This is a genomic window from Georgenia soli (genome assembly GCF_002563695.1).
Classification (GTDB): domain Bacteria; phylum Actinomycetota; class Actinomycetes; order Actinomycetales; family Actinomycetaceae; genus Georgenia; species Georgenia soli.
Genome location: NZ_PDJI01000004.1, coordinates 273,121 through 291,333 on the forward strand (window position 1 = coordinate 273,121; position 18,213 = coordinate 291,333).

The following is an 18,213-nucleotide window of genomic DNA, read 5'->3' on the forward strand; positions in this document are numbered from 1 at the left end:
CTGCGGGCGGCTTCGCGGCGAGAATGTCCGTGCCCGCATCGGTTCCCACGGCCGCACCCGATGCGGCACGATCGGTGCATGGATCCAGCGGTGGCCGACATCGACGTCGACCTCGATCGCCTGCACGCCGTGACGGCGGACGTCCAGCGGTCGATGACGACCGTCATCGAGGGCAAGGACGACGTCGTGCGCACCGTGCTGACGGTCCTGCTGGGCGGCGGGCACCTGCTCATCGAGGACGTCCCCGGCGTGGGCAAGACCATGCTCGCGAAGGCGCTGGCGCGCACGGTGGACTCGACGGTGCGCCGGGTCCAGTTCACCCCCGACCTGCTGCCGAGCGACATCACCGGCGTGAGCGTGTTCAACCAGGACACCCACGAGTTCGAGTTCCGGCCGGGTGCCGTGTTCGCCAACGTCGTCGTCGGGGACGAGATCAACAGGGCCTCTCCCAAGACGCAGTCCGCGCTGCTGGAGGCCATGGAGGAGCGGCAGGTCACGGTCGACGGCCGCACCTACCGACTCCCGGACCCGTTCATCGTCATGGCGACCCAGAACCCGGTCGAGATGGAGGGCACCTACCCGCTGCCGGAGGCGCAGCGAGACCGGTTCATGGCACGGATCTCGATGGGCTACCCCGACCCCGCCGCGGAGCTGCGCATGCTCGGCACCCACGGGTCCGGGTCGCCGCTGACGGACCTGCGGCCGGCCACGGACGCCGCGACGGTCGCGACCCTGGTCCGGACGGTGGAACGGCTGCACACCGCGCCGGCGGTCCGCCAGTACGTCGTCGACCTCGTGACGGCCACCCGGGCCAACCGGTACCTGCGGCTCGGCGCGTCGCCGCGCGCGGGGCTGCAGCTGCTGCGTGCGGCCCGCGCGCACGCCGCCCTGGAGGGGCGCGACCACGTCCTGCCCGACGACGTCCAGCACCTGCTCGTCCCCGTCCTGGCGCACCGCATCATCCTCACCGGTGACGCCGAGCTCGGTGGTGCCTCCGCGGCGGACGTGCTGGCGTCCGTCGTCGCCGCCGTCCCGGTACCCGCCGCACCGCGATGACCCCGCCGCGACTGACGACCCGGGGCCGCACGTTCCTGGCCCTCGGCGTGGTCGTGGTCGGCGCGGCGGCGCTGCTCGGGTTCCCGGACGTCACGCGCATCGGCGTCCTGCTCGCGCTGCTCCCCGTCCTCGCCGCGGCGTCGATCTGGCGACGCGCCCCGCGGCTGGAGCTGCGGCGCACGGTCGTCCCGGCGCAGGTCCAGCGCGGGGACTCCGGGCACGTCGAGCTGGTGCTGCACAACGTCGGGCGGCACGCCACCCTGCCGCACCTCGCCGAGGAACGCCTGGACCCTCGGCTCGGCGCGCCCGCCCGCTTCGTCCTGCCCCGCATGGCCCCCGGCGAACGGCGGACGGTGTCCTACGGCGTCGAGGGACGGGTGCGCGGGACGTACCGGCCGGGTCCGCTGACCCTCACCCTGACCGACCCGTTCGGTCTGGCGTGCAGCCGCACCGAGCTGCCGGGGTCCGGCGAGGTGGTGGTGCTGCCGCGCATCGTCGCCCTCGACGGTGCCGGCGTCCGCCGCCAGGGTGGTGCCGGGGAGTGGCCCGTGCCGCACATGGTGGCCACGCAGGGCGAGGACGACGTCAGCACCCGTAACTACCAGCTCGGCGACGACCTGCGCCGGATCCACTGGCCCGCGACCGCGCACCGTGCCGAGCTCATGGTGCGCCAGGAGGAGCAGCCCGCCCGGCGGCGGGCGGTGCTCGTTCTGGACTCTCGACGCCTGGGCCACCGGGGCCAGGGGGACGCCAGCTCGTTCGAGTGGGCGGTCAGCGCGCTCGCCTCCGCCGCCGTTCACCTCGCGGGCCGCGGCTACGGCCTCCACCTGGTCTCCACGGAGACGGTGCGGGAGGGTCGCGCCGCCACGGTGCTCTCCCTCGGCTCCGTGCTGCGGTACCTCGCGCTGGCCCTGCCCGAGGCCGCCGACCTCGAACCCGTGCTGAGGACCGCCCGTCCGCTCACGGCCGGGGTCGTCGTCGCCGTCATGTCGGACGGCGATCCCGCCGCGCTCCAGCCCTTCGTCCGCGCACGGCCCGGGGGGACCGTGGGGGTCATGCTCGTCCTCGACGCGCCCGGGTTCGCCGGTGCCCCGGCCGACGGCGGGGCCGAGCGGGCGGCGGCCGTCGCCCGGGCGGCGGGCTGGCGCACCCACGTGGTGACTGCCGGGACCGACGTCGCCTCGGCCTGGCGCCGGGTGACCGCGTCGAGGCAGGTGGTCCGGTGATCGCGCGGAGCCGTTGGCCCGACGCCCTGCTCGCGCTGCTCGCCACCCTGGTGGCCAGCTGGGCGGTGGGCCCGCTCCTGCAGGGCGGCGAGTGGGCGGGCCCCATGCTCGCGGGCGCGCTCGCCGTCACCGCGACCGGGATGATCGCCCGGGCGCTGCGGCTGCCCGCGCCGCTCGTCGTCCTGGCGCAGGCGGGCGCCGGGTTCACCGTGCTCAGCTGGATCTTCGTACCGGGCAACCACATCCTCGGCATCCCCCTGACCTCGGCGTGGGCGGAGGCGGGAGCGCTGCTGCGGCAGGGCCTCGAGGCGATCCGGGTGGAGACGGTGCCCGCCCCGGGAACCACGGGGCTGCTCCTCGTCGTGGCCGGGTCCATGGTCGGTGTCGCGCTGGCCGTCGACGCGGTCGCTGTGACGCTGCGCTCGCCCGCTCTCGCCGGGCTCCCGCTGCTCGTGGTGCTCACCGTGACCGCGTCCGGCACCGGGCAGCCGCTCTCCCCGCGGTACTTCCTGACGACGGCGGCGGTGTGGCTCGCGATCGTCGCGCGCCAGAGCGTCGCGACGGTGCGGACCTGGCCCAACCAGCACAGCTGGTCCCGGACGGCGCCCGTGCCGTGCGACGACGAGGACGACGCCGGGCGCACGGGGAACCGCCACCGCACCTGGGCGGCGTCGCTCGGTGCCGCCTCCGTCGTTCTCGCGGCGCTGCTCGCGGGGTCGGTGCCCCACCTCGCGCCGACGGCGATCCTGCAGGGGCTGGGGACGGCGCCAGGGTCGGCGCCCGGCGGCGTGGCGTTCACCGACACGCTCGACCTCGCCGCGGACCTCAGCGACCGCAGCGACCAGCCCGTGCTGCGCTACCGGGCCGACGGCGCCGCCAGGCCCGTGCCCCTGCGCGTGCTCGTGACGACCAGGTACTCGGGCGGTCGGTGGTGGCCCGTGGCAGGGCAGAGCGGCGAGGCGCGACCGCCGCTGCTCCCTCGGGACCCGGTCGAGGTCGCACGGGAGGACCTCGAGATCACGGTCGTGGAGAACCACCTCGACGCACCCCAGGTGGCTCTTCCCTACCCTCTGGTGGCGGCCGACTTCGGGGAGATCACGTCGCGCACCGACACCCACACCGGCACGGTCTCCGTCGGCGCGCGGCCGCAGTCCTACGAGGCCGTCTCCACGCAGGTGGCCGGGACGCTCCCGGCCGAGGTGGGTGCCGGACCGGTGACCGGGCCCGTGGACCCCGACCTGCTGCAGGTGGACGAGGCCGCCCGCCCGCTCCTGCAGGAGGTCCTCGCCGACGTGGCGGGGGACGAGACCAACCAGCTGCGGGTCGCCCGGGCGCTGCAGGCGTACCTGCGTGGCCCCGAGTTCACCTACTCGCTCACCCTGGCCGACCCGCTGCCCGGCCCGGACGGCCAGCCGATGGACCCCGTGAGCCACTTCCTGACCACCAAGCTCGGCTACTGCACGCAGTTCGCCTCCGCGATGGTCATGCTCGCCCGCGAGGCGGGGATCCCCGCCCGGCTGGCGATCGGGTTCCTGCCCGGCGAGAAGGAGGTCGACGGCTCGTACACGGTGGTCGCCGCCGACGCGCACGCCTGGCCGGAGCTGTACATCACCGGACTCGGCTGGACACGCTTCGAGCCCACCCCGGCAGGGCGGTCCGGAGCCGCGCCCGTCTACCTGACCCAGGAGGACGTCGGCGCCCCTGTGCCGACCGCCGCCGCCACGACCCCGCCCGCGGGTGAGCGCCCGGTGACCGACCCGGGCGGCGCCATGAACTCTGGGACGGCGCCGGCGTCGAACTGGATGGTCGGCAGCCTCCGTGCGCTCGGCAGCGTCGCCGCCCCGCTCGCCACGGCGGTCGGCGCCGCACTCGTCCTGCCGCTGGCAGGGCGGTGGCGCCGACAGGCAGGGCGACGGCGGTCTGCCGACGACGCCGCCCGGGTCGAGGGCGAGTGGCGCATCCTGACCACCACCCTGGCCGACCTCGGGGTGCCCGCCCCCGTCGGCGCCACCCCGCGCCAGGCCGCCGAGCACTACCGCAGTGCGGCCGGTCTGACCGGAGAGGCCTCGGACGCCCTGTCCGGTGCCGCAGCCAGGCTCGAGCGCGCCCGGTACGCCCCCGGCGGTGCGGAGCTGGGGACGATGGCGGCGGACGTCCGCACAGTCCTCGCTCATGTCCGCTCCACCCGTTCCTGGCGGAGACGTCTGCGCGCGCTCCTCGCCCCCGCCAGCGGACTCGAGCAGCTGCGTGCGTGGGGGGACCGGGCCGGCACGGTCGGGCGCTCCCGCTCCCTCCGGCCCGGAGCCTGAGACCGCCCGCACGCCGGAGCCGGAGCCGGACCTCGCCGAGGCGCGAATCGTGGCCGCACCGTGAGGCAGGGGCTGCCGACACCATGCCGAGACGCGGGGCTCCGCGCGCAAGGGCGGCCAGGCAGCGTGCGATCATGAGCCCGCCAGACCGACCGGAAAGGGGCCAGTGAACACCACCGACGCCCCCGGCTCGTCACCGGTGCCCCGGCTCGGTGCCGGAGCGGTGCTCGCGGTCGTGGCAGCCGCGCTCGTGGTGGCCGTCTCCGGCCTGAACGCGATCTCGGGCATCTTCGGGCCGGCGTTCCTTGCCCTCACGCTCGTCCTGGCCGGCCGGCCCCTGCAGCAGCGCCTCGTCAGGCACCGGTGGCACCCTCTTGCGGCATCGGCCGTGGTCCTGCTCGGGCTGTACGCGCTGCTGCTGGTGCTGGTCCTGGCCACCGGCTTCGCCGTCGTCCAGCTCTCCGGCGCCCTGCCCCGGTACGCCGACGAGTTCCGCGGCCTGTACCAGTCGGGGCTGGACTGGGTCGGCACGCGGGGCATCGAGGTGGGCAGCGTCGAGGAGATCCTCTCGCAGGTCGACTTCGTGGCGCTCGCAGGCGACCTCCTCGACTACCTGGGCGCGGCGTCGTCGCAGGTGCTGCTCGTCGTCATGGTGATGTTCTTCCTGTCGCTCGACCTCGCGGCGGTGCGACAGCGCGCCGTCCGGCTCGAGGCCGCCCGTCCGCGCGTGGCGGCGGCCCTGGCTGACTTCTCCCGGCGGGTGCGCACCTACTGGGTCGTCTCAACTGTCTTCGGGCTCGTGGTGGCGGCGCTGGACGTGGTCGCGCTGGCGATCCTTGGCGTCCCTCTGGCGCTGACCTGGGGCATCCTCGCCTTCGTCACCAACTACATCCCGAACATCGGGTTCGTCCTCGGCCTGCTGCCGCCGGCGCTGCTCGCGCTTCTCGAGGGTGACGTCGCCACGATGGTGTGGGTCGTCGTCACGTACTCGGTCATCAACTTCACCCTCCAGTCGCTCATCCAGCCGAAGTTCGTGGGCGACGCCGTCGGGCTCAGCCCCACCGTGACCTTTCTTTCGCTGGTGTTCTGGTCCTTCGTCGTCGGACCGCTGGGCGCGATCCTGGCCGTCCCGCTCACCCTGTTCTTCCAGAGCCTCCTCATCACCACAGATCCGCGCGCCGGCTGGCTCAACGCGTTCCTCGAGTCCGAGGGCCGGGACGCAGGCCCCGCGGACCCCGGATCGCCGGTCGGCCCCCCACCACAGCCGGCCGAACCAGACTCAGCCGGCACGTCCAGCCCGCAACGCGAGGCACCCGGTCCGGCCACGGTGACAGCCGCCGACGTCGAGGGCGGGGCTGTCGGCCCGGGCGGCACCGGGCACGGCCATAGCGGTGAGAGGCGCCGCATAGCAGAGGGCGACAGCGACGCCGACGACGGGGGACGCTCGGAGGGCCCCCTGGACGGAGCCGGCTCCCGCCACCACCCCTAGACTCGGGCCCGTGACGACCGCCAGCGCCGAGGTGACCAGCAACCGTCCTCTCGCCTGCAGCCGCCTGAGCCTGGAGGCCGAGGAGGACCTTGCCGGCACCGCGTCCACGGTGTCGGGCTACCTCGTCATCGAGCACGGCGGTCCCTGGGGCACGAAGGTGCTGCGCGACGCGCCGTTCGCGGACCCGGACGGCACGGGGGTCCCGCTGGGGGCGTACCTGACCTCGGCCCTGGCGCCGCTCGGCGTCACGACGCTGCTGGCCCGGCGGCCGGGCGCACGTCACGGCATCCCCGGTCAGGTCACCGTCATGCTCGTGTCGTTCGACGGATCCACGGCGCACGGCGCCCGGACCACCGTGGGAGCGGTCTCTCGTCTGTTCGGGTGGCAGTGGCCTGCACTGCTGGACGAGCTCCGCTCCGGCGTGCTCCCGCAGGGCTGGCAACCGCTCGGCACCCAGCTGCTCGTGTGCGCGCACGCCAGACGGGACGCCTGCTGCGGCGAGCTTGGCCGCCCGCTGGTGGCAGCGCTGGCGGCTCTAGATCCTGAGCGGACCTGGGAGGTGAGCCACGTCGGCGGGCACCGGTTCGCTCCCAACACGCTCGTGCTGCCCGACGGCCTGGTCTACGGGCGGCTCGGTGCCTCGCGGGCCCGCGATCTCCTGGACGCGCACGCCGACGGTCGGATGCTCACGGATGCCCTTCGCGGCCGCGCCGGCCTACCCGGCCCTGTCCAGGCAGCGGAGCTCGCCGTTCGCGATGCTGCCCGTGCTGACGGCGACCGTGATGTCAGCCTTCTTGAGGTGACCGACGAAGGCGGCCTCACGTCCTCGCGATGGTCGGCACGAGGCCGGAACTGGCGGGTCGCGGTGGAGACTCGTCCCGGCGAGGGCTTGGACCGTCCCAGCAGCTGTGGGAAGGATCCGGTGACGCCATCGCCGAGGTACGTCGTGCTCGAAGTCATCCCCGAAGACTGATGACCGCAGAACTGGAGCCGGTAAGGAAGTCTCGACAGCGGCCCTGAGGCAACGGCCGCCGACATAGGGACAGACGGCGTCCAGACGGCCCGCTTCGGGGTGCCCGCTCAGTGTCGGGGTGTGGTGTGTCGGGGTGTTCGATCTCGGTGCCGTCGCGGCGGTAGAACTTCCAGCGGGTGTGTCGGCGTTCGATGCTGATGCGGCGTTGGTGGACGTGTTCGTGGTGGTGCCAGCACAGCAGGACGCCGAGCTTGGTGTCGGTGCGGCCGTGGTGGTCGTGCCACCAGATGGAGTGGTGGATCTCGCCCTCGCCGGGCGGGGCGTCGCAGCCGGGGTAGCGGCAGTTCTTGTCGCGGGCGATGATCGCGCGGGTCTGGGCGGTGGTGAAGAGGCGTTCCTCGCGGCCGACGTCCAGGACCTCGGAGTCGGGGCCGAAGACGACGCGGTGGAAGCCGCCGTCGCAGGCGAGACGGGCCAGCAGGGTCGGGGCCAGGGCGGTGCCGTCGGGCAGGGTCGCCGGGGCGAGGTCGGTCAGGGCGGCGGGGTCGAGGTCGGCGGTGATGACGGCCTCGGGCAGGTCCTGCCCGCACCCGCACACCCCACCCCCGCCCTGTCCCGCCGTGCGAGGGTGCGTGGCACCGGCGGCGACCGCGCCTGCGGCCCGGTCCGCCCCTGCGGGGTGCGGAACGTCGGCGACGGGAGGGGCGGGCAGGCCGAACGCGGCTCCGGCGTGCCCGGCCGGTCCCGCCCCGGCGGCTCCGGCGTGCCCGGCCGCGTCGTGCCCGGTCGGTGCAGGGGCGGCGGGGAGGGGGCAGGTGGGGTGGCGGCGGGCGGGCCGGGTCGCGGCGATCAGGCGCTGGAGGGTGTCGAAGGGGACGTGGACGGAGAGGTGCGGGCGGATCCGGGCCCCGGGGCGCAGGGTCCCGGAGTCCAGCCCGAGCCGGGCCAGCCCGGTCAGGTTGGCCGCGTTGCGCTGACGCGGGGTCCGGCGGTCGTCCCGGGCGGGGACCCCGCCGCGGGCGGCCAGCGCGGTCAGCACCAGCTGCCCGCTGGCGCGGGAGAGCCACCCGCCGGGCACGTACCCCTCGGTGGTCTCCGCGAGGTAGAACTCCTCCCGGCCGGACTCGGCCACGTAGGCCCGGTCCGCGGCGTCGGGGTCGGCGCGCTGGGCCCAGTGCTCCACCGCGGTGGCGAACGCCGAGGCGTCCAGCTCCCGGGCGTGGCCCAGCAGGAACTCCTCCCCCACCGCCTCGTCCCGCAGCGTGGCCCGCCGCGCGTCGGTGCCGGTGGTGTGGCGCACCAGGGCGCTGACGTGGTCGGCGGAGATCTCCCCGGCGGCCAGCGCCTGCGCGGTGGCGGGCAGGTGGTCGCGCAGCGCCCGCGCCTGGCGCACCTCCCGCGCCGCCGACGCCCGGTGCTTCCCCGTGCGGGTGCGGTACCACGCGGCCATCGACCGCGCCCCGTCCAGCGCCCACAGCCCGTCCGCCTCCACCGTGGCCAGCGCCTTCGCGTTCAGCGCCTCCAGCCGGCGCCGGACCTCCTCGACCCGGTCCAGCACCCCCAGGGTCACCTCGCCCGGCACGGTGTGCAGGTCGATCCCGGCCAGCTCCTCCACCATCTCCCGCACCCGGTCCAGCCCCACGGTCACGGCCGCGGCCGGGCTCCCGGCCTCCTCCACCAGCGACATCCCCACCACCCCCTCCCCCCGCGGTCCGTCCCGGAACGAATTCCTTCTCACCAACGCTATCGAACGCCTGTTCGGACGTAAAGACGTGGCGGCCCATTCCGAGGAATTTGTGGAAACCGTGGCAGCCCGGCCACCTGTGCATCATCAGGGCGGTGGAAACCGTGGCGCTTGGGGCCGCTGTGGATAGTCGAGGTGTGTGGAAACACTGGCATCTCGACTGCCTGTGGACAATCGGAGGCTGTGGAAAGCTCGACAACTTGGCCGTTGGAATAACCCGCGGGCCGCAGAAAGAATGCGGCCGACTGTCACCCACAGGGATGAATGGCGCACGGTTTGAAAACAGTCGCATCTTAAGCAGCTGAACAACTCGTGCGCTGCGGTCGGAACAAATGTGGACAGGGCATCTCGCGAGCGTCCCGAAGCGCAGCCCGAAGGAGTTACCGGTCTCGATCCGGTCGAAGTTCATTGGCTGGTGGTTGGACCGCCGCGCCCCTGGGCTCCGGTCAGCGGCTTGCTCGACCAGCGGCTTGCTCGACCAGCAGCAGGACCAGCACGAGCACCGCGACCCGATCAGCCCCGGCGCACCCCTCTCGTCGCCGGCGCCGTGGACGGATCCTCCGGCCACGCATGCTTCGGGTAACGCCCTCGGAGGTCGGAGCGGACCTGTGCGTACCCCGCCGCCCAGAACGACTCCAGGTCCGCCGTGACCGCGGCGGGGCGCCGCGCCGGGGAGAGCAGCTCCAGCACCAGCGGGACCCTGCCTCCAGCGAGGCGCGGGGCGCTGCGCCAGCCGAAGACCTCCTGCAGGCGCACGGACAGCACGGCCCGGTCGCCGTCGTAGTGGACGCGGATCTCCGAGCCGCTCGGCACCCGAACCTTCTCCGGGGCGAGCTCGTCGAGCCGAGCTGCGTCGGGCCATGGCAGCAGCCGACGCAGCGCCGTCAGCACATCGACCTTTCGCAGGTCACGCGCCGTGCGGACCCGGGCGAGGTCCGGGCCGAGCCAGGCATCGACGTCGGCGAGCAGTGCGTCGTCGGAGACGTCGGGCCAGGGCGCGCCCAGCACGGCGTGGAGGAAGCCGAGCCGACGACGCAGCGCGGTCGCGGCCGCGGTCCACGGGAGCGCGTCGAGCCCGTCGCGGGACAAGCCCTCTCGGACGGCGGCGACGACCGCGGCGGCCGGTGGGTCCGGAACGGAGGCGGAGGCTAGCTCGATCGCGCCCAGCAGCGTGCGCCGCCGCGCCACCACCTGGCCGTCCTCCCACGTGACCGTCTCCTCCTCGCGAAGCAACGACGGCGCGGCGTCGCGGGCAAGGGACTCGTCGAGCGGTGCCGCGGACCGGACGGTGGCGTCCCGCCGCCCGGCCCTACGGTCCGCGTCGGCGACGGCGAGCCACGGGAGCCCGGCGAGGGCGGATCCGGACGGCAGGACCGCCCCGGTGCCGGACGTCATCAGGTAGGCCGAGCCGCCGGGTCGTCGCCGCGCGATCCGGTCCGGGTGGGCCAGTGCGACCACCAGGCCGACGGCGACGTCGTCGGTCATGCGGCCGTCGGCCGGCCGCTCGTCCGCCTGCGCGTTCGTGCGGACCACCGCCGGTCGCTCACCGCGAGACCCGCCGGGCCCGCCCCCGTCCTTGGCGGCACCGCGGAACCGCCGCACCTCCGCCTCCCAGGCCCGCGCGTCCGGACCGCCGCGGCGCAGAGCACGGAGCCCCGCGACGAGGTCACCGCCCGGGACCCGCAGGTCGCCGTTGAGCAGCGCCACGACCTCCGCAGCGCGACGCTCCCCGACCACCGGTGCGCCGTCGAGCAGCGCCCGGGCCAGCCGCGGGTCGGCCGGGACGCCCGCGATCGCCCGGCCCCGGCGGGTCACCACGCCGTCGGCCCCGAGGGCGCCGATCGCCCGGAGCGTCTCCCTCGCCGCCGCCATCGCGGCCTCCGGCGGCGGGTCGAGCAGCGCCAGCTCCTCCGCCGGGCTCCCCCAGCAGGCGAGCTCGAGCGCGAACGCGGTCAGGTCCGCCGTCGTGATCTCGGGCTCCGGGTGCGGACGAAGACGGGCGTGGTCGTGCTCCGCCCAGCAGCGGTAGACCGCGCCCGGGCCCTCACGGCCCGCCCGTCCGGCGCGTTGCTCGGCCGCCGCCCGGCTGACCCCGACCGTCACGAGGCCCGCCAGGCCGCGACGGTGGTCCGTGCGGGGCTCGCGCGAGAGCCCGGCGTCGACGACCACCCGCACGCCCGGCACCGTGAGGGAGGACTCGGCCACCGCGGTAGAGACGACGACGCGCCGGCGAAATCCCTGGGTGAGCGCGAGGTCCTGGTCGCGGTGCGACAGCCGCCCGTGCAACGGACGCACGTCCGCGTCCACGCCCGCGAGGCGCCGGGCGACACCGTCCACCTCCCCCGCCCCTGGCAGGAACACCAGCACGTCGCCGTCCCGCTCGGTCAGCGCCCGCCGGGTGGTGGCGGCGACGTGGTCGAGGAACCCGGGCGTCACGCCGCGCTCGTCGGTGCGGGCGACGCGGGCGGGCGCCGGGCACCAGTTCTCCTGCACCGGGTAGAGGGTCCCTGCGACCTCGATCACGGGCGCAGGTTCCCCGGCGCCGAGCAGCGCCGCCGTGCGCTCCGCCTCGACGGTGGCCGACATCGCCACCACGGGCAGGTCCTCGCGGAGGTTGGTGCGCACGTCCACGAGCAGCGCGAGGGCGAGGTCGGCGTCGAGATGACGCTCGTGGACCTCGTCGAGGATCACCGCGCCGACACCCGGCAGCTCCGGGTCCCGCTGGAGACGGCGCAGCAGGACCCCGGTCGTGACGACCTCCACCCGGGTCTGCCCGCTCGTCCGCCGGTCAGCGCGCACGGTGTGGCCCACGGTGCGGCCGACCGGCTCACCGAGCAGCGTCGCGAGCCGGCGCGCGGCTGCCCGGGCCGCGAGCCGCCGCGGCTGCGTGACGACCACCGTCCCCTCGACCGCGGCCGCGAGCGCCGTCGGCACGAGCGTCGTCTTCCCCGTGCCGGGCGGCGCCTGGACGACGGCGGTCCCGCCGCGCCGCACGGCGTCCGTGACGGCGGGAAGCGCGTCTCGTACCGGGAGGTCCGGCGGGGCGGCGAGCAACCGGGCGATCGGGTCCGCCCCGTCCACGGGCACGGGCGCGGGCATGGGCATGGGCTCGGGCTCGGGCTCGGGCTCGGGCTCGGGCTCGGGAGGGAGGATCACGAGAAGAAGTCTGCCGCGTCGGCCGGAGGAGGTTCGCGCCGCCGGGCCGGAGTGTGCGCCGCCGGACCGGGAGTGTGCGCCGCCGGACCGGTGTTCCCGTAGGGTCGCAGACGTGAATGTGCTGCTACGCAACAACGTCAGGGTCTGCGGCGACCCGGCGGGACCGCCGATGATCTTCGCCCACGGCTTCGGCTGCGACCAGCAGATGTGGCGGTTCGTCGCGCCCGCGTTCGAGGCGACGCACCGCGTGGTGCTCTTCGACCATGTCGGCGCCGGAGGCTCCGACGCGTCGGCGTACGACACCGTGCGCCACTCGCGGCTCGAGGGCTACGCGCAGGACGTGGTCGAGATCCTCGACGCCCTCGACGCCGGGCCCGCGGTGTTCGTCGGGCACTCCGTCTCCGCCATGATCGGCGTCCTTGCCGCGCGGGACCGCCCTGACCTGTTCGACCGTCTGGTGCTCGTGGGCCCGAGCCCGCGCTACATGGACGACGGCGACTACCGGGGCGGCTTCAGCCAGGAGGAGATCGAGGAGCTCCTGGACACCATGGACGACAACTACCTCGGCTGGTCCGCCCACCTGGCGCCGGTCATCATGGGCAGGCCCGACCGCCCCGAGCTCGGGCAGGAGCTCACCGACAGCTTCTGCCGGTCGGACCCGCACATCGCCCGCCGCTTCGCCCGCACCACCTTCCTCTCCGACAACCGTGCCGACCTGCCTGACGTGCGGACCCCCGCACTCGTCGTCCAGTGCCGGGAGGACGTCATCGCACCGCCCCAGGTCGGCGCCTACGTCAACGACCGGCTGCCCGTGAGCGAGATGGTCCTTCTCGACGCGGTGGGCCACTGCCCGAACCTCAGCGCCCCCGACCAGCTCGTCACGGCGATGAAGTCCTACCTCGCCGCGTGAGCGACCGCGCCACCGCCTGGGACGTCCTGCCGAGCGGACTGCTCACCCTCGACGGGGACGGCCTCATCCTCGACGCCAACCGCACCTTCCTCGACTGGGTCGGCCGTTCGTCGGCGGAGGTCGTCGGCCAGCTCCGCCTGAACCTGCTCCTGTCGGTGGGCGGCCGGATCTACTGGGAGACCCACCTCTCGCCGCTGCTGCACGCCGAGGGCCGGGTCGACGAGGTGGCGCTCGAGCTGCGCGGACCGGGCGGCCGGGTGCCGGTGCTCCTCTCCGCCGTCGCCACGCCCGCACCGGGCGGAGGGACCGAGGTACACGTCGCCCTCTCGGGGGCGAGCGACCGCTCACGGTACGAGCGAGAGCTGCTCCACGCGCGGCGGGAGGCCGAACGCGCCGCCTCCCGGACCCGGGTCCTCCAGGAGGTCACCGCCGCCCTCTCCGGCGCAGCCGGGGCCGACGCCGTGGCGGAGGCGCTGCTCGCCGCCGCCCGGTCCTTCGGCGCGGCGGCCGGCACGTGCTGGTTGCGGGACCAGACCGGGACCTTCCTGCCCCGGGCCTCCTCCGGCGAGACGCTCGAGAGCGCCGGTCCCGCGCCGGCGAGCTTCGGCCGGGGTGCCGAGAGCCGTGAGGGCCGCGTGCTGGTGCCGCTGCGCGGACGCACGGACGTGCACGGGGTCCTTTCCCTGCTCCCGTTCGACGGTGCCGGTGCGGACCCGGTGGACCTGCCCGTCCTGACCGCCGTCGGGCAGCAGGCCGGCCTCGCGCTGGACCGCGTGGTCCTCTACGAACGCAGCGCTGCCGTGGCTCACCAGCTCCAGCAGTCGCTGCTCTCGGCCGCCGTTCCCACGGACGAGCGCTTCGAGGTCACGACCGTGTACAACCCGGGCGTCGAGTCCCTGGAGGTGGGCGGTGACTGGTACGACGCCTTCCTCGTGACCGACTCGGTCCTCGCCGTGGTCGTGGGCGACGTCGTCGGACGGGGGCTGCGGGCAGCCGCCGCCATGGGGCAGCTGCGCAGCGCTGTGCGAGCCCTCGCGGCCTCCGGGATCGAACCCGCCGAGGTGCTCGTCGGCCTCGACCGCTTCGTCCAGCACGTCCCCGAGGCGAGCTTCTCGACCCTCGCGTACGGGGAGCTGGACCTGACCACCGGGCACCTGCGGTACGCCAGCGCCGGTCACCTCCCACCGTTGCTGACCTCCGCCGACGGCGCGGCGCGCCTCGTGTGGGAGGGGCGCTCGACCCCGCTCGGGTTCGCCCTGCCCGCCGGCCGGACCGAGGCGGTGCTCGAGCTCGGCCCGGGCGACCAGCTGCTGCTGTACACCGACGGTCTCGTGGAGCGCCGGGACCGGCCGCTGGCGGCCGGCCTGCACGAGCTCACCGCCGTCGCGGCCGCGGAGGGCGGGCGGCCTGCGAGCGAGGTTCCCGGGATCCTCATGGAGCGGCTCGTCCCGGCGGGCGAGCGCCACGACGACGTGTGCCTGCTCCTCCTGACCTGGCGGGGACCGGCGCCCCTCCCCTAGCCCGCCGCGGCCACCGCCCGGGCGAGCGCGTCGAGGCTGCGGGCGACGTCGCCCTCGGTGGTGGAGAAGTTGCTGACCGAGATCCGCAGCACCGCCCGCCCGTGCCACACGGACCCGGTCATCCACGTGGTGCCCTCCTCGAGAAGCCGCTCCACCACCCGGCGGGTCCGTCCGTCGTCGCCGAACGCCACGCAGACCTGGGTGAGGACCACGTCGTTGAGCACCTCCGCGCCGTCGAGGCGGGCGGCGCCCTCGGCGAGCTGGCGGGCCCGCACGCACAGACGCTCCACCAGCTCGGCGACGCCGTCGCGTCCGAGGCTGCGCAGCACCGCCCACACCGGGACGCCCCGGGCGCGCCGCGAGAGCTCGAGGACCCGTTCCTGCGGGTCGCCGACCACGTCCTGCACGAGGTACGCCCCGTGCACGGCCATGGAGGTGCGCGCGGCCTCCGCGTCCCGGACGACGGCCACGCCGCAGTCGTACGGGACGTTGAGCGTCTTGTGGGCGTCGGTCGCCCAGGAGTCGGCGAGCTCGACCCCGGCGGTGAGGTGCCGCAGACCCGGTGCGGCCGCCGCCCACAGCCCGAAGGCGCCGTCGACGTGCACCCAGGCTCCGGCGTCGTGCGCCAGGGGGACACACTCGGCGAAGGGGTCGGAGTCGCCGGAGTGAATGTTGCCGGCCTGGAGCACCACGAGCGTGGGCTCGCCGCGCCGCCCCTCCGCCAGCGCGCGTCGCAGCGCGTCGGGCCGGACGCGGCCCTGGTCGTCGACGTCCACGGTCTCGGGCAGCCCGAGGCCCAGGTAGCGCAGCGCGAGGTCCACGGACGCGTGCCGCTCGGCACCTGCCACCACGCGCACGCGCGGCCCGCCGGCGAGGCCGCGCTCGACGTCCCAGCCAGCCCGGCGCAGGACGGCGTCCCGGCCGGCCGCCAGGCCGACGACGTTCGCGGTCGTGGCCCCGGTGGCGAACCCGACGGAGCTGCCGGCGGGCAGACCCAGCAGCTCCAGCAGCCACCTGCCGGCGACCTCCTCGACCGCCGCCACCGCGGGCGTGACCTGCCGCAGGACGGCGTTCTGGTCCCAGGCGCTGACCAGCCAGTCGGCCGCCAGGGCCGCCGGGTGCGTCCCCCCGACGACGAACCCGAAGAAGCGTCCCGACGGCATGGCGGTCAGCCCCGGTTCGCAGGCCGCGACGAGCTGGTCGACGACGACGGCGGCCGGGTCCGTGGGCCCGTCCGGCAGAGCGCGCCCGAGCTCCTCGGCGACGGCGTCGACCCCGACCCGTGGCGGCACCCGTCGGTCCGGGAGGGTCCCGAGCCAGGCCCGTGCGTGCGCGTACGCGCTCTCGAGGGCGGCGTCGAGGTCGGTCGCCGTGACGCTCCCCTGTCCGCGGTCCGCGGGCCGCTGCGTCGTCTCCATGCTGGACTCCTTCGTCGCCGGGACCCCCAGCATGCTCCCGCCGGACCGTCCGCGAGGGGGAACGGTCCCCGGCGAGAGCGTCTCAACGGGCGAGAGCCGGGGCCACCACGTCGTCGACGAGGGCGAGGAGCGCCGTCGCCTCCAGCGGGTCCCCGGCCGGCACGGAGCTCGCGACGGCGACGACGAGGTCGAGCTCGGGCACCACCTCGATGAGTTGACCGCCGTGGCCCAGCGCGGCGAAGGCGCGGTGGCCGTCCGCCGTCGCGACCCACCACTGGTAGCCGTACCCCTTCGTCGCACGGAAGGTCCCGGACCTCGTGACCTGCCTGCTCGTCGACTCGGCGACCCACCAGAACGGCACGATCTGCTGCCCGCCGCTGCGGCCGCCGTCGGCCATGAGCTGACCCACCCGCGCCATGTCGGACGCGGTGATCTTCAGCCCTGCGGCGCCGAGGTGCCGGCCCTGCGGGTCCACCGGCCAGGCGAACCCGGCACGGTCGTAGGCCGACGAACCGCGCTCGACCGCCGCCGGCTCCGCGGCGGGCTCGGAGACGATGCCCAGGGGGTCGAACAGCTGCTCGCGGGCGAACTCGAGCACGGTCGAGCCCGTCGCCTCCGCGAGGACGGCCGAGAGGAGGTGGGCGCTGCGTCTCGAGTGCACGAACCGGTCGCCGGGCCGGAAGCTCAGCCCGTCCGCCAGGACCTGGGCCACCACGTCCCCCGGGCCGCCGAGGTCCATGGGTTCGTCCAGCAGCCCGCCGGTCATCGTCAGGAGCTCCTCCACCGTGACCGAGGCGACGTCCTCGGACATCGAGCCGGAGTACTCCGGGAGCAGCTCGCCGAGGGTCTGCTGGAGGCCCTCGATGTACCCCTTGTCGATGGCGATGCCGACGAGGACGGACACCACGCTCATGGTCACCGCGTCCACGTCGTAGGTGGCCTCGGGCGTGCTCTCCCGGTAGTGCTCGAAGACCGGCCGGCCGTCCTGGAGCACGAGGAACGCCCGGACGTGGTCGAGCCCGCGGTCGGAGGGGTCGTGCGCGAGGGTCTCCACCAGGGTGGGTCCCAGGCCACCGGTCAGGGCCGACGGCGTACCTGACGACGGCGTGGCGCGTCCTTCGTCAGGGGCCGTGCCGGGCGGCCCGCCCGTGCATGCGACCAGCGCCGCTGCGAGCGCCGCGGACGCCGCCGCCACCAACAGCCGTGACGGTGCCATGGCCCACTCCTCGCCGCGACGCTGGGGGCCTTCTCATCATGCGCGTCGCGCCCGCGGGCGGTCCAGACCCTCAGGCGCGCTCGAGCAGGGTGATGACCTCGTAGTGGGTGGTCTGCGGGAACATGTCGAGCACGCGGGCCCTGGTCGGGCGCAGCGACGGCATCGCGGCAAGGTCCGACGCCAGCGAGCGCGCGTTGCAGCTGGAGTAGATGACTCGCCGCACGCCGGAGGTCTCCAGCCACGCGGCAAGCTGTGCTCCGACGCCCCTGCGCGGCGGGTTGACGATCACCAGCTCGGGCGGCCCGGGCGCGGCGAGCGCGAAGGCGGTGGCGTCCCCGGCCAGGAACGTCAGCCCCTCCAGCCCCGCCTCGTCGCGGCTCGTCTCGGCACTGGCGACCGCCTCGGCGCTGATCTCGATGCCGGTCACGCTCCGCCCCCGGCCCGCGCGGTGCAGCGCGAACCCGCCGACGCCGCAGTAGAGGTCCCACACGGAGGCCGGGTCCGCCTCGTCCACCCACTCCCGGCCCTGCCGGTACAGCGCCGAGGCGATGTCGGTGTTGGTCTGGAAGAAGCTCTGGGGGCGCAGGTGGAGGACCGCGTCGCCCACCGGCATGCGCAGCGTGGCCCGCTCGGTCAGCACGATCTCCTCCTCGCCCTCGAGGACGGCCTTGTGCTGGGGCTGGAGGTTGACCGTGACGACGGCGAGGCGGGGCAGTGCGTCGAGCAGCCACGGCAGGTGCTTGCGGATCCGCACGACGGACTCCGTGGAACGGAGCACGAGGCGGAGCATGAGCTCGCCGTCCGGCGAGGCGGTCAGCAGGACGTACTTCAGCTCGCCGCGGCGGCGCGGGACGTCGTACGGGGTGAGCCGCGCGCGGGTGACGAACGCCGCCAGCGACGGGAAGGTGTCGCGCAGCTCCTGGGCGGTGATGCCGCAGCTGGTCAGGTCCACGCCGTGGCCGTCGGCGTCGAGGATCCCGAGCGTCGGCTCCTCCACCGTGCCGGAGACGACCATCTTCGCCTTGTTCCGGTACCCCGACTCACGGCTCGGCACGGCGGGCAGCCAGCTCAGCTCCGGGTACCCGGCGAGCAGGTGGGCGCAGTGCTGCTGCTTGGCGGCCAGCTGGTCGGTGTACGCCTGGCCCATGAGGGTGCAGGAACGGCAGGCCGCGGCGTCGAAGTAGGAGCACTGCATA

Annotated in this window: 12 protein-coding genes; 7 read left to right on the top strand and 5 right to left on the bottom strand. The window is 74.8% G+C overall.

The annotated features are described in order from the left end of the window. Window positions 1-78 precede the first annotated feature (78 nt). The 5 genes from ATJ97_RS02685 (at window position 79) to ATJ97_RS02705 (ending at window position 7,053) form a co-directional block, all read left to right on the top strand. Window positions 79-1,056, top strand: a complete 978-nt coding sequence (locus ATJ97_RS02685; protein ID WP_098482422.1) for an AAA family ATPase — start codon at window positions 79-81, stop codon at window positions 1,054-1,056. Further along, complete coding sequence (locus ATJ97_RS02690) at window positions 1,053-2,282, top strand: DUF58 domain-containing protein (RefSeq protein ID WP_098482423.1); 1,230 nt, start codon at window positions 1,053-1,055, stop codon at window positions 2,280-2,282. Before ATJ97_RS02685 ends, ATJ97_RS02690 begins: the two co-directional genes overlap by 4 nt. After that, the gene (locus ATJ97_RS02695) at window positions 2,279-4,591 is read left to right on the top strand and encodes a transglutaminase TgpA family protein (protein WP_098482424.1); all 2,313 of its coding nucleotides are present in this window, start codon (window positions 2,279-2,281) and stop codon (window positions 4,589-4,591) included. The genes ATJ97_RS02690 and ATJ97_RS02695 overlap by 4 nt, the downstream gene beginning before the upstream one ends. Before the next feature lie 166 nt (window positions 4,592-4,757). Further along, window positions 4,758-6,080, top strand: coding sequence for an AI-2E family transporter (locus ATJ97_RS02700; RefSeq protein WP_098482425.1), 1,323 nt, complete (start codon window positions 4,758-4,760; stop codon window positions 6,078-6,080). 10 nt (window positions 6,081-6,090) lie between these two features. After that, window positions 6,091-7,053, top strand: coding sequence for a ferredoxin family protein (locus ATJ97_RS02705; protein ID WP_098482426.1), 963 nt, complete (start codon window positions 6,091-6,093; stop codon window positions 7,051-7,053). Here ATJ97_RS02705 and ATJ97_RS02710 read toward each other — a convergent pair. Together ATJ97_RS02710 and hrpB are read right to left on the bottom strand one after the other, a co-directional pair. Further along, window positions 7,037-8,740 (bottom strand): HNH endonuclease signature motif containing protein, encoded by a 1,704-nt coding sequence (locus ATJ97_RS02710; RefSeq protein WP_143426853.1) that lies wholly within the window; start codon window positions 8,738-8,740, stop codon window positions 7,037-7,039. The genes ATJ97_RS02705 and ATJ97_RS02710 overlap by 17 nt on opposite strands. A gap of 570 nt (window positions 8,741-9,310) precedes the next feature. Next, window positions 9,311-11,896 carry an ATP-dependent helicase HrpB gene (gene hrpB / locus ATJ97_RS02715; RefSeq protein ID WP_098485167.1) on the bottom strand — a complete coding sequence of 862 codons (2,586 nt, stop codon included), beginning with the start codon at window positions 11,894-11,896 and terminating at the stop codon, window positions 9,311-9,313. Between the two features lie 169 nt (window positions 11,897-12,065). On the opposite strand from hrpB, the gene ATJ97_RS02720 reads away from it, so the two are divergent. Together ATJ97_RS02720 and ATJ97_RS02725 are read left to right on the top strand one after the other, a co-directional pair. Continuing rightward, window positions 12,066-12,863 (top strand): alpha/beta fold hydrolase, encoded by a 798-nt coding sequence (locus ATJ97_RS02720; RefSeq protein ID WP_483866791.1) that lies wholly within the window; start codon window positions 12,066-12,068, stop codon window positions 12,861-12,863. Continuing rightward, a complete protein-coding gene (locus tag ATJ97_RS02725) occupies window positions 12,860-14,383 on the top strand; it encodes a SpoIIE family protein phosphatase (RefSeq protein WP_143426854.1) in 1,524 nt (507 codons plus the stop codon). The genes ATJ97_RS02720 and ATJ97_RS02725 overlap by 4 nt, the downstream gene beginning before the upstream one ends. Here the strand turns inward: ATJ97_RS02725 and ATJ97_RS02730 are convergent. From ATJ97_RS02730 to rlmC, 3 genes are all read right to left on the bottom strand, one after another. Further along, the gene (locus ATJ97_RS02730) at window positions 14,380-15,801 is read right to left on the bottom strand and encodes a pyridoxal phosphate-dependent decarboxylase family protein (RefSeq protein WP_098482429.1); all 1,422 of its coding nucleotides are present in this window, start codon (window positions 15,799-15,801) and stop codon (window positions 14,380-14,382) included. The two genes, ATJ97_RS02725 and ATJ97_RS02730, sit on opposite strands and share 4 nt — an antisense overlap. An 82-nt stretch (window positions 15,802-15,883) precedes the next feature. Then, window positions 15,884-17,017, bottom strand: a complete 1,134-nt coding sequence (locus ATJ97_RS02735; protein WP_098482430.1) for a serine hydrolase domain-containing protein — start codon at window positions 17,015-17,017, stop codon at window positions 15,884-15,886. A 70-nt stretch (window positions 17,018-17,087) separates the two neighbouring features. After that, window positions 17,088-18,212, bottom strand: a complete 1,125-nt coding sequence (rlmC, locus tag ATJ97_RS02740) for a 23S rRNA (uracil(747)-C(5))-methyltransferase RlmC (RefSeq protein ID WP_098482431.1) — start codon at window positions 18,210-18,212, stop codon at window positions 17,088-17,090. Window position 18,213 lies beyond the last annotated feature (1 nt).

Bases quoted from the DNA above. Each gene is read 5' to 3' on its own strand.
- ATJ97_RS02685 (WP_098482422.1), top strand. From the start codon at position 79: ATGGATCCAGCGGTGGCCGACATCGACGTCGACCTCGATCGCCTGCAC.
- ATJ97_RS02690 (WP_098482423.1), top strand. From the start codon at position 1,053: ATGACCCCGCCGCGACTGACGACCCGGGGCCGCACGTTCCTGGCCCTC.
- ATJ97_RS02735 (WP_098482430.1), bottom strand. From the start codon at position 17,017: ATGGCACCGTCACGGCTGTTGGTGGCGGCGGCGTCCGCGGCGCTCGCA.
- hrpB (WP_098485167.1), bottom strand. From the start codon at position 11,896: ATGCCCGCGCCCGTGCCCGTGGACGGGGCGGACCCGATCGCCCGGTTG.
- ATJ97_RS02710 (WP_143426853.1), bottom strand. From the start codon at position 8,740: ATGTCGCTGGTGGAGGAGGCCGGGAGCCCGGCCGCGGCCGTGACCGTG.
- ATJ97_RS02730 (WP_098482429.1), bottom strand. From the start codon at position 15,801: ATGGAGACGACGCAGCGGCCCGCGGACCGCGGACAGGGGAGCGTCACG.
- rlmC (WP_098482431.1), bottom strand. From the start codon at position 18,212: ATGCAGTGCTCCTACTTCGACGCCGCGGCCTGCCGTTCCTGCACCCTC.